This window comes from Paenibacillus glucanolyticus (assembly GCF_037333485.1).
Taxonomy (GTDB): domain Bacteria; phylum Bacillota; class Bacilli; order Paenibacillales; family Paenibacillaceae; genus Paenibacillus_AQ; species Paenibacillus_AQ glucanolyticus.
The window spans coordinates 5,606,845-5,620,559 of record NZ_CP147845.1 but is presented as its reverse complement, the minus strand read 5'-3'; the positions used below and the strand labels follow the sequence as shown (position 1 = coordinate 5,620,559).

The 13,715-nt window shown below is 53.0% G+C and carries 9 protein-coding genes; 8 read left to right on the top strand and 1 reads right to left on the bottom strand.

All coding sequences use genetic code 11. The features are described 5' to 3' along the window. Window positions 1-8 precede the first annotated feature (8 nt). From WDY75_RS26140 to WDY75_RS26110, 7 genes are all read left to right on the top strand, one after another. Window positions 9-848, top strand: coding sequence for a carbohydrate ABC transporter permease (locus WDY75_RS26140; RefSeq protein WP_006208304.1), 840 nt, complete (start codon window positions 9-11; stop codon window positions 846-848). A gap of 66 nt (window positions 849-914) precedes the next feature. Next, the gene (locus WDY75_RS26135; protein ID WP_063478603.1) at window positions 915-2,294 is read left to right on the top strand and encodes an ABC transporter substrate-binding protein; all 1,380 of its coding nucleotides are present in this window, start codon (window positions 915-917) and stop codon (window positions 2,292-2,294) included. Between the two features lie 102 nt (window positions 2,295-2,396). Next, entirely contained in the window at window positions 2,397-4,208 is a 1,812-nt protein-coding gene (locus WDY75_RS26130; protein WP_006208306.1) for a sensor histidine kinase, read from the top strand. After that, window positions 4,201-5,823, top strand: a complete 1,623-nt coding sequence (locus WDY75_RS26125; protein ID WP_063478604.1) for an AraC family transcriptional regulator — start codon at window positions 4,201-4,203, stop codon at window positions 5,821-5,823. The genes WDY75_RS26130 and WDY75_RS26125 overlap by 8 nt, the downstream gene beginning before the upstream one ends. A 78-nt stretch (window positions 5,824-5,901) precedes the next feature. Then, the gene (locus WDY75_RS26120) at window positions 5,902-7,872 is read left to right on the top strand and encodes a heparinase II/III family protein (protein WP_063478605.1); all 1,971 of its coding nucleotides are present in this window, start codon (window positions 5,902-5,904) and stop codon (window positions 7,870-7,872) included. A gap of 18 nt (window positions 7,873-7,890) precedes the next feature. After that, window positions 7,891-9,027 carry a glycoside hydrolase family 88 protein gene (locus WDY75_RS26115; protein WP_063478606.1) on the top strand — a complete coding sequence of 379 codons (1,137 nt, stop codon included), beginning with the start codon at window positions 7,891-7,893 and terminating at the stop codon, window positions 9,025-9,027. A gap of 309 nt (window positions 9,028-9,336) precedes the next feature. Beyond that, complete coding sequence (locus WDY75_RS26110) at window positions 9,337-11,259, top strand: DUF2264 domain-containing protein (RefSeq protein WP_063478607.1); 1,923 nt, start codon at window positions 9,337-9,339, stop codon at window positions 11,257-11,259. A gap of 147 nt (window positions 11,260-11,406) precedes the next feature. Here WDY75_RS26110 and WDY75_RS26105 read toward each other — a convergent pair whose 3' ends face one another. Then, a complete protein-coding gene (locus WDY75_RS26105) occupies window positions 11,407-12,114 on the bottom strand; it encodes a hypothetical protein (RefSeq protein ID WP_006208311.1) in 708 nt (235 codons plus the stop codon). Window positions 12,115-12,401: 287 nt separating this feature from the next. Between WDY75_RS26105 and ilvA the strand changes: the two genes are divergently transcribed. Then, window positions 12,402-13,670 carry a threonine ammonia-lyase IlvA gene (gene ilvA / locus WDY75_RS26100; RefSeq protein ID WP_006208312.1) on the top strand — a complete coding sequence of 423 codons (1,269 nt, stop codon included), beginning with the start codon at window positions 12,402-12,404 and terminating at the stop codon, window positions 13,668-13,670. Window positions 13,671-13,715: the final 45 nt, after the last annotated feature.

Genomic DNA, 13,715 nt, shown 5'->3' with positions numbered 1-13,715 from the left:
GGCGTTATATGCAGACACAAGCTGGCGTTGACTGGCGCAAGCTCTTCGTAACCATCGTGATGTTCGTTGTGAGTATGCTGTTCCTCCTTCCGTTCATATGGATGCTGGTCACATCCTTTAAGGTGGAAAGAGATGTGTTCGTGTATCCGATTCAATGGATTCCGCGGGAATGGAACGCGATCCAGAATTACAGGGAGGTATGGTTCGGTGATTATCCCTTCTATCTCTACTATTGGAACTCGATCAAGGTCAGCATGCTCACAACCCTCATCTCGGCAATGGTATCCGCGCTGGCAGCCTATGGGTTCTCCAAAATCCAGTTTGCCGCCGGGAATTGGCTGTTCATCATTGTGCTTGTGACCTACATGATCCCGGGTCAGGCCATTCTGATCCCGCAGTTTATCCTGTACCGCAACATCGGGCTGTTTGATAATCATCTCGGCCTCATTATGCTTGGGAGTTTCAGCGTGCTAGGGACGTTTATGCTGCGGCAATTCTTCATGGGGGTGCACCAGGAATTCATCGAATCCGCCAAAATCGACGGTGCGAGCCATCCGCGGATATTCTGGTCCATTGCGCTGCCGCTGGTAAAGCCCGCTGTGGCTACCTATGCGATTCTGCGTTTTATCTGGACATGGAATGACTATCAGAATCCGCTCATCTTTCTTCGAACGGATCGGCTGTTTACGATTCCGCTGGCGATGCAGAAATTTACGTCTTTAAGCGGTGAGTTTTATTCGCTGATTATGGCGGCGGCCGTGTCGGCCATATTCCCGCTGCTGATTGTTTTTATCATAGGTCAGAAGAGTGTCATCGAAGGAATTGCACTGGGCGGGGTCAAGGGATAGGCACAAGGACATCCCGGAGAATCGCGCTTCTATTAGAATGATATGATTGGGGAGGGCTCGATAACGATGATGAACAAGAAATGGTGGGCAGGGATACTTGCAGGGACGATGGCATTCAGTCTGCTGTCCGGCTGCGGCGGAGGCACGAAGGAACCGAGCGGTACGGCAGGAGAAGGCGCCGCCGAGGGTGGAGAGACGGTCAATCTGAGGTTGTATACGCACGGTACGGAGGAAGCCTACAATTGGAGCAAAACGATTCAAGCTTACGAGGATGCAACACCCGGTGTGACCATTGAGCTGGTTCAGTTAAGCGAGAAGGGAGACAGCCAGGAAGCGATGAAGAAGATGGACCTTGAAGCCGCGTCCTCGGCGCAAATGGATATTCTCATGTTCAGCGATCCGGCAGGGTATGCCCAGCGGGTTGCGCTCGGCATGGCCGAACCGCTGGACGAATACATCGCCAAGGACGGCTACACCGTGGAGACTGACTATAAAGTGGATACCCATCTGGATGGAAAAGTGTATGCGCTTCCCGGAAAATTCAACCCCTGGTATGTGCTGCTGAATAAGGACCACCTGGAGGAGGCGGGCCTTCCCGTTCCGACCGATTGGACCTGGGACGACTATGCGGACTATGCGAAGCAGCTGACTCAGGGCGAAGGGGCAAGCAAGCGCTATGGCACATATTTTCACGGCCCGCAAGGGGGTGGCTGGATGGAATTCCTGAAGCTGAAGATGGCTAACCAGCCGCAGGATGCCGACTTCCTGAAGGCGGATGGGTCTTCCAATCTGGATAACCCTACATTTCGGGAGACGCTGGAGCTGAGAGTGAGGATGGAGAAGGAGGATCAGTCCTCTGTTCCCTATACCGACATTATCTCTCAGAAGCTGAATTACCGGACACAGTTCTTTAACCAGTCGGCAAGCATGATCACGATTGGAAGCTGGATGAATACCGAGATCGGCGGAACCGACAAGGTGCCGCTGGATTTCCAAGTGGCTGTCGCCCCGTATCCCAAAAACAAAGAGAGTGACCCGATCGGACTGACATCAGTCTCTACGGACTATGTGGCCGTTGCTGCCAAATCGAAGCACAAGGAAGAGGCTTACAAGTTTGTCCGCTGGTACACAACGGAAGGTCAGATCGTACAGGGCAAGAACATTCCTGCCTGGCAGCAGGTGAAGAGCGAGCAGGTGGAGGGAATCATCGACACCATCCTGGCAGGCACCAAAAGTCCGGAAAAGGTAGACAAAAAATCGCTTGTCGACACACTTGTTATATCGAAAGCCTCGGCCATCGCTCCGCCTTCCTCCTATCAGGCCGAAGTGTACGAGGCGGTGAATGAGGAGTATGAGAAGCTGATCCTCGGCAATCAGGATATAGATCAGACCCTTAAGAGCACCCAGGAGCGTGTGAACAAAATTATCGATTCCAACAAAAAATGATCTGGTATAATAAACGAAAAAAAGGGGCGAGCCTTCGTCCCTTTTTTGCCATCGTATCTCGAAGCGTATAGGTAAGGAACACTCCGGGCTGAGGTGAAGGATATGCTTGAACGGCTCAAAAGATATGTGCCCAGCTCCATTCGTCATAAGCTGATTCTGGCGTCCGTCATGTGCATTATCGTTCCGGCAATTGTCAGCTTGATTCTGTACAATTCCTTAACGAAGGAAGCTCTGCGGCAGCAGGCAGTATCCAATGCCAATGATGCGCTGCAGCTGGTTCGCGGGTCCGTCACGAACCTGCTCCTGAGCAAGCTCAATATCGCCAACTACATCCAGGTGAATTCCACCTTGAATTCCTATTTCAAGCAGGTGGCTTCCGGCAATGAGGATGAAGATCCGTACCGCCGATTCGTTGAATCGCATCGCGTGCTGGAGCTTCTGGACAGCTTGACGGTGGTGGGCGAGCACAGCTATGTTACCGTGCTGCTGACAAACGGAGCTTATTATATGAATTATTCCGTAAGCGATTACAATCCGCTGGATTACAGGCGGCAGTCCTGGTTCAGGCAGGTCGAGCAGCTGCGGGGACTGGAGTCGCTGTGGACAGGGCCGGAGCCCACGGTGTTCCGTTCCGATCGGATCGATCATCCGAATCAGCTGTCCGTGGTGCGCACCCTTCGGCTTCTGGATTCGGAGGTTTACGGTTATGTTATCGTGACATTTACCGAGGATCAAATCAGCAGGATCTTTAACTCTCTGTCCGAAGGCAGCGATGTGCTGATGATTGATGGGCAGGGGAACATTGTGTCGAGCACTCATCCGGACAGCATCGGCACCCCATTTGCCTACCTGAGCGAGACCGGAACGGCTGAGCCATACTCCATCGTTACGATGGACGGAGAGAAATATTTGATGGTGCAGCAGGACATTCCATCTGCCGGATGGCGGCTTGTAATGATGCAGCCGTACAAATCGGCAATCGTGAACATCAATGCCATTTTCAGCAGGGTGTTTCTGTTTCAGATGGGCTCTTTCCTGGTCTTCTTGCTGCTGCTGATTGCACTGGTCCGGACCTTCACGAAGCCGCTTGTTCGGCTCGGCAAGGTAGTGACGAGTGTGCAGCGCGGCAATTTGGAGGTGCGGTCGAACATCGAAGGCAATGATGAGATCGGCCGTTTGGGGCATCTATTCGATGACATGCTGGACCGGTTCAAGCTGATGATTGCCGAAATATCGGATAACCAGACCCGCAAAAGAAAGGCGGAGCTGAGGATGCTCCAGGCCCAGATTCACCCCCATTTCCTGTTCAACGTCCTCAACTCCATCCGGATGAAGGTTATGAAGCGGGGAGACCCGGACAGCGCCAAGATGATAGGCTCCTTATCGATGCTGCTGCGCATGACAATCAGCCGGGAAGAGGATGAAATTTATCTTCACGAGGAGATCGATCTGATCTCGCATTACGTGGCCCTGATGAATCTCAGGCAGAAGGAGGACGTCCGGCTGGAATTGGATATTGCCGCAGAAGCGTTCCTGTTTAAGGTACCGCGCCTCTTCCTGCAGCCGATTGTGGAGAATGCGCTGATCCATGGGTTTAATCAGCATGCGGGAACGATTGCCATAACAGCGGTTATGGAAGGCAGGCATATTATATTGAAGGTGAAGGATAACGGGATCGGCATGGAGGTCGCGACAAGGGAGTCCATCATCCGGAAAATAAGACAAGGAGCAGCAAACGCCTCGATACAAGATGAAGCAGGCAGCGGGAGTTTCTCCCGGATAGGTCTGCAAAATGTGATGGAGCGGATGAGAATGGTGTTTGGCGAGGCTTTTCAGTGCCATGTTTACAGCGAGCCGGGTCAGGGAACGGTGATCGAAATGCATATACCGGAAAGAGGGAATGCCGATGTATAACGTGATGCTGGTAGACGATGATTATCCGGTCATCGAGTTATTATCCGAGACGATATCATGGAATGAGCTGGGTCTGAACCTGATGGGAAGTTATGAGAATGGAATGAGTGCCTGGGAGCATGCCAGGACTCAACCCCCGGACATTCTGATCACCGATATCGGTATGCCCAAGATGAACGGACTTGAGCTGTCTGCACGCATAAAAGAGGTCAAGGCCGATGTCCGAATTGCCATTCTCTCTTGTCATAATGAGTTCCAATATGCCCAGCAGGCCATGCGCCTGAACGTGCAGGATTATCTGCTTAAGGACACGCTGGACCCCGAGGAGCTGGCACAGCTGCTGAGAAGATTCAAGCAGGCGATGGACGAGGAGGTCCAGAAGGGCTGGGAGCGGTCTCGCATGATTCATCTTGTGGACGAATCCCGGGAGCTGCGCAAGGAGCAGAGTTTTAAAAATTTCATCCACCAGCCCCTGCTGTCTCCGGAAAAATGGCAGCATGAGCTGTCGGAGTACGGCGTGCTGCGGCCTGGCCATCATTGTCTTCCCGTTATCGGATACCTGGAGGACGCACGGGATATCAAGCATCGCTTCGCCTCCAACCAGACGCTGCATTTTGCTCTCTCCAACGTGCTGCGCGAGGTGCTGGACGACCTGAATCCGGATGCGGTGCATGTCGGATATGATGCAAAGACTTCATTGCTCTTGTTCTCCTATGCTCCCGGATTGAAAAACAACATATATGATGAAGTCGCCGCATGCCTTCAAGGAGTCCGGGCTACACTCACGCGCGTGCTTCGAATTCGAATGTCGTTTCTGGTTGGCAGTGGATGCGCAAGTCCGGAGGGGCTAAAGCTTGGGCTGAACGAACTGCTGGCTTGCGAGCATCAGCGATTTTATCTGGAACCGGGGGAGGTATCCAGATCTCTGGGAAGCCGGGAAAAGCCGGGACTTGGCCGAGCATCCGATCCCTTTGTCCATTATGAACAGGCCAGCTCGGAGCTGCGGGAATCGCTGCTTAGCAAGGATGCGTTCGATGCAGTCCGCGATACGGCGGCTCGATGGATTGCCTGGATTCAAGAAAACCGGTTTGCGCCGGAATTGGTGAAGGACTGGATCTTGAAGCTCCTGCTGGATATGAAGCTACGGCTTCATCTTCTGCAATCGCTTTCCCCCGCTTATACGGCAGATGCGCTGCATAAGGAGATTATGGACATGGATTCCTTGAACGAGCTGCGGTCGTGGTTATACGCGCATTTGGAATCCACGGCACAGGCACTGGGCGGAGGATTTGGAGGCAGCAGAAGATCCGAGGTAGCGGATGCCTGCAAATATGTGTCCCTCCGGCTGGACCGGAGGATCACGCTGGATGAGGTAGCGGGCAGTCTGCATCTGAACCCGAGTTATTTCAGCCGTTTGTTCAAGAAAGAAACCGGCATTACCTTTATCGAATACGTAACCCGGATGAAGATGGAGCGCGCCAAGGATCAGCTGAGACAGACGGACCGCACGGTTGGGGAGATCTGCGAAAGCCTGGCCTATGACAATGTAAGTTATTTCAGCAAAATATTTAAGGCGTATGCGGGCGTAACGCCCATAGAGTACCGGAGTGGTTGATGGTTTAGATAGTAATCAGATTAACATCTTACGCGAAGCCAATATTTTAACAAGAAAAGAGCAATGGGGGTTTACTTGATGAGCAGGGAGCAGGAGCTGAAACCGGCCGTGACCCGCTGGGCTTCGGTGGATCTACGATTGTATTATCCGAATGGAGACCAGAGGTCATTCTGGGAAGATATCCAGAGCAGCGGGGCTTACGAGGAGGACATTGCCCAGATTCGGCGGGAAGGGGTACGGGTGCTGGCGGAACCGATCCCGCAGCTGACCTATGATTTATTCGCGCGGTTCGCCCGGCAGGGAACGAGACTGGAATACGAGAAGGTCTACTTCGAGCGAAGGCGGCGGCTGAATACGTGTGCTCTTCTGACCCTGCTTGAGCCAGGCAAGGAGGAGTATCTGCTGGCACTTCAGGAGATGATCTGGACAATCTGCGATGAGTATACCTGGTGTTTGCCGGCCCATCTGAACGGTGAGTCGTCCGCCAACATCCGAAGCACGATCGATCTGTTCAGTGCAGAGACAGGGTTTACCCTCAGCGAAATCCGCTTGCTGCTGCAGGATCGCTTGCCGCCGCTGCTGATCTCGCGGATGGAGGACGAGGTTGCAAGGCGCCTGTTCACCCCATTTCTCAGCGATGAGTTTGGATGGGAGACCGCAACGCACAATTGGTCTGCCGTCTGTGCGGGCTCCATCGGCTCTGCTGCCCTCCTGATGATGGAAGATACGGGTAAGCTGGAGGAGATTTTGTTGAAGACGGAGCGCTGCATGGTTTATTATCTGCAAGGCTTTGGTGCTGATGGAGCTTGTCTGGAGGGGCTGGGATACTGGAACTATGGGTTCGGTTATTTTGTGTATTATGCCGATTTGCTGCTTAAGCGCAGCCAAGGTGCAATGGATTGGTTCCGTGATGAGAAGGTGAGCCGTATCGCCTTGTTCCAACAACGGTCTTTTTTGGGCGGGAGGGCGGTTGTCAACTTCTCCGACTCGCAGCCGGAAAGCGCGGTACATATCGGCTTGTCTCATTATTTGGCTGGATTATATGAAGACTTCGAGACACCGCCTCCTTCCCTTCGGTCCGCGTACGGTGACGATCATTGCAGCCGCTGGGCTCCGACTCTGCGCAATCTGATCTGGAGGGACCCCGGGAAGCCGGGAAGCGAATGGGGGGAGGCAAGCTATTACTTGCCGGATGCCCGGTGGCTGATCTCCAGAGTCTCGGATGGAGAGGAGCTCTATGCATTTGCGGCTAAGGGCGGCAGGAATGACGAGCCTCACAACCATAATGATCTTGGTCATTTTATTCTGTATGGTGCGGGAGAGGTGTGGTGCTCGGATCTCGGTTGCGGCGAGTACACGGCGGATTATTTCGGCGATGGACGATACGATTATGATTGCAACGGCTCACAGGGCCATTCCGTGCCAATTATTGATGGGCATGTCCAGCGCGAGGGCGCGGACAGCGAAGCGGTTGTATTGGAAGCTGCGACCGGGCAAGAAAAGGATATGCTCACGGTCGAGCTGACCTCGGCCTACCGCGCTCCGGTGCTTCGGGAATTCGTTAGGTCCTTGGAGTGGAACAAGCAGGAGGTGAGACCGGTATTAACGCTGCGTGACCGTTTTAATTTTCATTCGCCGCCGGGCAGCCTGGTAGAGCGAATTGTGACAAGGGTACAGCCTGAACTGAAGCAGCTGGATGACTGCTGGATGGTTGTGCTGCGGGCAGCGGGTGCTGATGAGCAGGGGGAGATTAGGGAGCAGGAACAGGTTCAGAGGAAAGAAGAGGCTGCGGAAGAGCTAGCAGCAGATGAACGAACCTGGAAGCGGACAGCCGTTCAAGATTCGGAATGTACCCAGGTGCCGGATCCTTCCATGGACGACAGACTGGGTCTGGCGATCCATTACGATCCCGGGCTGATGGAGCCTGAGCTGAAAGCTTATACGTTCCGTGATCATGATGGCAAGGATGCAGCTTGGTATGCCATTGATTTTAACGTGAAGGACCCGGGCTTGTGCGTGAATATAGGGCTTGGATTTCAATTCATATGAATCGAGGAGTGAAGAGGCATGGGAACAGAAACGGCATTAGATTGGTTGACGGAGGCCTGGGAGAAGGCGCTTGTAAAAACACAGCGAAATGCAGTTCGGATCGGGGCGGGCTTTCCGCATGCCAGCCAGAACGGGGTTTATCAACTGGAGGCGCCGCATTGGTGGACGGCCGGCTTCTGGCCGGGGATGCTGTGGCTTCTGTACAATGACAGCGGCGATGCGGCATTACGAAGTTTAGCCGAGCAATGCGAGCTCCGTCTGGACGATGTGCTGAACGAGTATGTGCGTCTGGATCACGATCTCGGCTTTATGTGGATGCTGACCAGCATGGCCTCTTACAAGCTTACCGGCAATGAAGAGTCGAAGATTCGGGCGCTGAAGGCAGCCAACTACCTGGCTGCACGCTTCAATCTGAACGGTCGGTATATTCGAGCCTGGAATCCGTGGTCGGAAGGAGAGGACAATGCAGGTCTTGCCATTATCGACTGCTCCATGAATACGGCGCTGCTGTTCCAGGCATCCGAGATCAGCGGCGATCCGCGCTATCGTCATATTGCCGAAGCACATATGGATACGGTAGTCAGGGACTTTGTCCGTCCTGACGGGTCCGTGTATCATATCGTTCGTTACGATCCGGTATCCGGTGAGCGCATCGAAGGCATCGGAGGTCAGGGCTATGCGCCGGAATCCGCCTGGTCCAGAGGGACGGCATGGGCGATTTACGGCTTGACGCTTGCCTACCATCATACAGGTAAGCAGGTTTACCTCGATACAGCCAAAACGGTCGCGCATTTCTTTCTTGCGAACCTGCCGGAAGATCATGTGCCGTTCTGGGATTTCCGCGCACCGGACGAGGCCCGCATATACCGGGATTCTTCCGCCGGTGCCTGTGCGGCAAGCGGACTGCTGCTTCTGGCCGACAAGGTAGATCAAGGGCAAGCTGCCTTATACCGGAAGCCTGCGATCCGGATTCTGGAATCGCTGTACCGGAATTACGGCACTTGGGACAATGATGAAGAGGAGGGCTTGATTCTGCACGGCACAAGCCACTACCCGCAAGCTCAGAATGTCGACGTGCCTCTCATTTATGGTGACTTCTTCTTTGTGGAAGGTCTCGCGCGGTTGCGAGAGAAGGGGCCCTTTTATTGGGAGTAAGGAGAATGAGGGGGCAGTCTCGGTATTAAGAACAGATGAAGGAAGTTATAGAGGAAATACCAGATTTACGGAAACATGAAGAAACCGAGGAAGATCAGAAGAGATAGAGAAAACCGAGAAGATATTGGATTGACGGGAAAAGGATATGAAGCAGGCAGATCAGAGAGAGGATTGAGAAGAAGAGATAGGGAAAGCAGGCAGATCAGAGAGAGGATCGAGATGAGGAGATAGGGAAAGCAGACGTTTCAGATATAGGCCGGCCCGGAAGATAAGAGCAGAGAACCCCCGGAAATGGAGTGAGTATTTAAGATGAGCATAGAGGCTGTTGGAAATCCCGGGGGTGGCTTTACACAACCGGTTTCCCAGAATCCGCTGAAGACAAGACTGGATGTGCAGGAGGCGCTCTCGCAGCTATTGGAGCCTTTGAAAGGGTGTTATAGTGCGGGGCATTCCAGATTAATCCTTGGCAGCTCAAGTAAGGATGCCTACGCCAATATCGCAGAGATGGAAGGCTTCTCGCGGATACTGTGGGGACTCGTTCCGGCCATCGCGGGCGGCTCACACGAAGAACTATGGGAGCTCTGTCTTCAAGGGATACGTTCGGGAACCGATCCGGGACATGCGGAGTATTGGGGGGAGGTACGCGACTATGATCAGCGTCTGGTGGAGATGGCGGTATTCGGATTAGCCTTTGCCCTAGTTCCGGACCGGATTTGGCAGCCGCTGAGCGATAGAGAGAAGTCGAATCTCTATCAGTGGCTGGATCAGATCAACCATCATCCTTGTCATGATTGCAATTGGCTGTTCTTCCATGTGCTGGTGAACGTTGGCTTCCATAAGACTGGACTGCCTTACGATGCAGTTCTGTTGGAGAAAAACCTTCAACGGATTGAGGATTTCTATCTGGGTGCTGGCTGGTATAGCGATGGAGTTGGCGGACACTGCGATTATTACGTGCCGTATGCCTTTCATTTCTACGGCCTAGTATATGCAGAGCTGATGGGGGATGAGGATTCTGAACGTGCCCAGAGTTATCGGGAGCGGGCGGCGGTGTTTGCCCGTGATTTTGTCCACTGGTTTACCCCCGATGGGGCGGCTATTCCATACGGACGCAGCCTGACTTACCGATTCGCCCAGTCGGCCTTCTGGTCGGCTGCTGCCTATGCCGGACTGGAAGGGCTGAGTCCGGGAGCGCTGAAGGGACTTGTCCTGCGAAATCTCAGATGGTGGTTTCAGCAGCCTATTTTTGACCGGGACGGTGTATTAACGGTGGGTTATGCCTACCCGAATCAGATCATGTCCGAGAATTATAATTCGCCAGGCTCCGTGTATTGGTCATTGAAGACGTTTCTAATTCTGGCCTTGCCAGAGGAGCATCCTTTCTGGTTGGCCGAGGAGCTGGAGATGACGAAGACAGAGACGGGGATAGGGACAGGAACAAGGACAGGCACAGGAAGCATGTCGGTGCAGGAGCCGGCACATCTGGTCATTTGCCGTGAGGAGAAGGCTGGTCACGTGGCAGCTTTTAATACGGGTCATCCCTCTACGAACGAGCATACACATACATCCGCCAAATATGAGAAGTTTGTTTACTCTACCGCCTTTGCGTTCAGTGTGCCAAGAGCCGAATGGGGACTATCCCAAGGGGCTTTTGATTCCATGCTGGCCCTTAGCGAGGGTGATCATCTGTTCAGGGTGAAACGCTTGTGCAAGGAGACGCGGATACAGGAGCATGTATTATATGCGAAGTGGAAGCCGTGGAGAGACGTGGAGGTTCAGACGTGGATTGCTGCAGGCCTGCCCTGGCATATCCGTATTCACCGGATCAGCACGGGCAGGACACTGGATGCTGCGGAAGGTGGGTTTGCGTTAGGTTTAGGATCTCTGAGCAGCTCCCGTGCGGGAGATGGAGCAGCTTCGGCTTCCGGTACTTTCGGCACCAGCGCCATCTACGGCATGCTCGGTTACGATATGGCAGAGCTCATCTATCCGCAGTCGAATACGAATCTTTTGCATCCCCGGACCGTCATTCCTACGTTAAGGGCGGCGATGGACCCCGGGACGCATTGGCTGATTTCTGCCGTATATGGTGATCCGAGCGGTCCCGGCACTCCCGCCATTGAGGAGCCTTCCATGGAAGACGTGAAAGAAAGGCTGGGCGTCGAGATCTTGCAGCGTCAGATTACAATCACCACACAGACGGGGAATGTGATCGTGATTCCGATGGACTAACAAGCAGGTGGTCTCACCCGAACAGGTGTGAAGCAGTGGTTTGTCAGAATTAATATAGATCATACAGATAGACACGCGAAAGCCGGGGGCATTAACCCCCGGCTTTCAATATCATGGCCTTCCGCCCGCACGAATCATCGCAAGGACTTATTTTGTCAAATAGGAACTGGTCAGAGGAACAAACAGGGAAGTGCCCGGACCTTCATCAACGATCTCCACAAAAATAAAATCGGCAGCCGATACATCGACGTCTACGCCGACCAGGCCATCTTCAGCAGTCAGGGACACCTTTTTGAGCGTTGAGTTGTTGTGGTCCATAATTACGATTTCTTGCGCACCGCCAGTCACGGCCAGCTCGAGATGCAGTTTGGCATATTTTTTACCCGTCATGATCTGGAAGCTGTTGCCTTGTTTGGCCGAATTGGTATGTAAATAAACGTCTTTATAATCCTTGCCTTTGTAGACCGTATCGCTGGAATCTTTGGTGTGCCAGGCCGATGTCCCCAATACGGAGGCTCCGAGTGAGCTTAATGATAACGGACTGGAGGTTTCGGATGGGGATCCCTGATTGCCGCCAATCAGTACTGAAGAAGTTGCACTATCATAGCGAATGTCGATATCCATCAGATCGCCTACAGCTCGCACAGGCAAGTACGTCGTGCCGTTATAGGTGATCGGCAGCACGGTTTTGCCGTTTGCGTCTTTTGGCGTTACCACCGTACCGTTTAACTTCAGGGAAATCTTGCTGTTCAAATAGGCTTTGATTGGCTCCAAAGCTGACGACGCCATAGCGCCTGTACCGATCCCCAGAGTGAGCGTACCCGCCAATAACCCATACAATACTTTCTTCCTCATTTAAAGCCCCTCCCAAAATTTAGGTTAACTTTCATACTTTATAGTAGTAAAGTGTCAGAAGGAAGTCAACCTCTTGAAAGGGAAGGTCCGATCCTTCATGGACCTATCCAGGGTATCGGCTGTGCACCGGCTTATACTTGTTGTGAAAATGCCCTTTTTTCCGAAAGCATGTCAGAAAAGGGCGGGATATTTTCATGAAAAGTGATACAATGATAGAAATACGTAACGAAGGGTAGCGGAGGGATATACGCAAACCTGGCAGCGAAGTGGGAGTGTGATCTTAGAGAATGGAAGAGACGTATACGACAAAACGAACAGTCAGCATGGAGGACATCGTACGCGCACACCATGTGCTTCGCGAAGTGATCGTGCGGACACCGCTGCAGCGGGATGCTGTGCTGTCAGCCAAATATGACTGCGAAGTGTACTTGAAGCGCGAAGACTTGCAGGTAGTTCGATCCTTCAAGATCCGAGGCGCTTACAACATGATTCGCAGCTTGACCGAAGAGGAACGAAGCGAGGGCATCGTGTGTGCGAGTGCTGGAAACCACGCGCAAGGGGTGGCTTTTTCCTGTAATGCGCTGAATATTAAAGGCAAGATTTATATGCCAAGCACGACCCCGAATCAGAAGGTGAAGCAGGTGAAGCGTTTTGGCGGGGGCAGCGTGGAGGTCATCCTGACAGGCGATACCTTTGACGATGCTTATGCCGAAGCGATCAAGGCTTGCGATGAATTCGGCATGACCTTCATCCATCCGTTTGATGAAGCGAAGATTATCGCGGGCAACGGTACGATCGGCATGGAGGTAATGGAGGAGCTCGATACGCCAGCGGATTATATATTTGTAACGATTGGCGGCGGCGGTCTTGCTGCAGGGGTTGCAACTTATGTCAAAACCGTAAGCCCAACGACGCAAGTCATTGGCGTTGAACCGCTCGGCGCAGCATCCATGATCGAGTCCAAGAAGCAGGGCGAGGTCGTCACCATGAACGAGATCGACAAGTTTGTGGATGGCGCTGCGGTGAAGCGTGTCGGGCAGCTGACCTACGATATCTGCAACGAGCTGGTTGATGACATTGTGACTGTCCCGGAAGGAAAAGCCTGTACTACCATCCTTGAGCTGTATAACGAGAATGCCATCGTTGTTGAGCCTGCGGGCTCGCTGGCCGTTGCTGCGCTGGATATGAACCGGGACCGCATTAAGGGAAAAACGGTGGTATGCATCATCAGCGGGGGCAATAACGATATTGACCGGATGCAGGAAATCAAGGAGCGTTCCTTGATATACGAAGGATTGAAGCATTACTTCATGATTAACTTCCCGCAGCGTGCAGGTGCGCTCCGCGAGTTTCTGGAAGAAGTGCTTGGTCCGGATGACGATATCGCCCGCTTTGAATATACCAAGAAGCATAACAAGGAAGATGGGCCAGCCCTCGTGGGCATCGAGCTTCTGAGACCGGAGGATTACGGTCCGCTAGTTGAGCGAATGCAGCGCAAGGGATTGGATTATACAGAGCTGAACAAGAACATGAACCTGTTTAATCTGCTGATTTAAACTTCAGAGTCAGGCAGCAACCAGGTGATAAAAAAAGGCCGGAAC

What these genes read in the sequence shown, in the direction of transcription:
- WDY75_RS26140 (WP_006208304.1), top strand. Translation starts at nt 9, where the DNA reads ATGCAGACACAAGCTGGCGTTGACTGGCGCAAGCTCTTCGTAACCATC.
- WDY75_RS26105 (WP_006208311.1), bottom strand. Translation starts at nt 12,114, where the DNA reads ATGAGGAAGAAAGTATTGTATGGGTTATTGGCGGGTACGCTCACTCTG.
- WDY75_RS26135 (WP_063478603.1), top strand. Translation starts at nt 915, where the DNA reads ATGATGAACAAGAAATGGTGGGCAGGGATACTTGCAGGGACGATGGCA.
- WDY75_RS26115 (WP_063478606.1), top strand. Translation starts at nt 7,891, where the DNA reads ATGGGAACAGAAACGGCATTAGATTGGTTGACGGAGGCCTGGGAGAAG.
- WDY75_RS26130 (WP_006208306.1), top strand. Translation starts at nt 2,397, where the DNA reads ATGCTTGAACGGCTCAAAAGATATGTGCCCAGCTCCATTCGTCATAAG.
- WDY75_RS26120 (WP_063478605.1), top strand. Translation starts at nt 5,902, where the DNA reads ATGAGCAGGGAGCAGGAGCTGAAACCGGCCGTGACCCGCTGGGCTTCG.
- WDY75_RS26125 (WP_063478604.1), top strand. Translation starts at nt 4,201, where the DNA reads ATGTATAACGTGATGCTGGTAGACGATGATTATCCGGTCATCGAGTTA.
- ilvA (WP_006208312.1), top strand. Translation starts at nt 12,402, where the DNA reads ATGGAAGAGACGTATACGACAAAACGAACAGTCAGCATGGAGGACATC.
- WDY75_RS26110 (WP_063478607.1), top strand. Translation starts at nt 9,337, where the DNA reads ATGAGCATAGAGGCTGTTGGAAATCCCGGGGGTGGCTTTACACAACCG.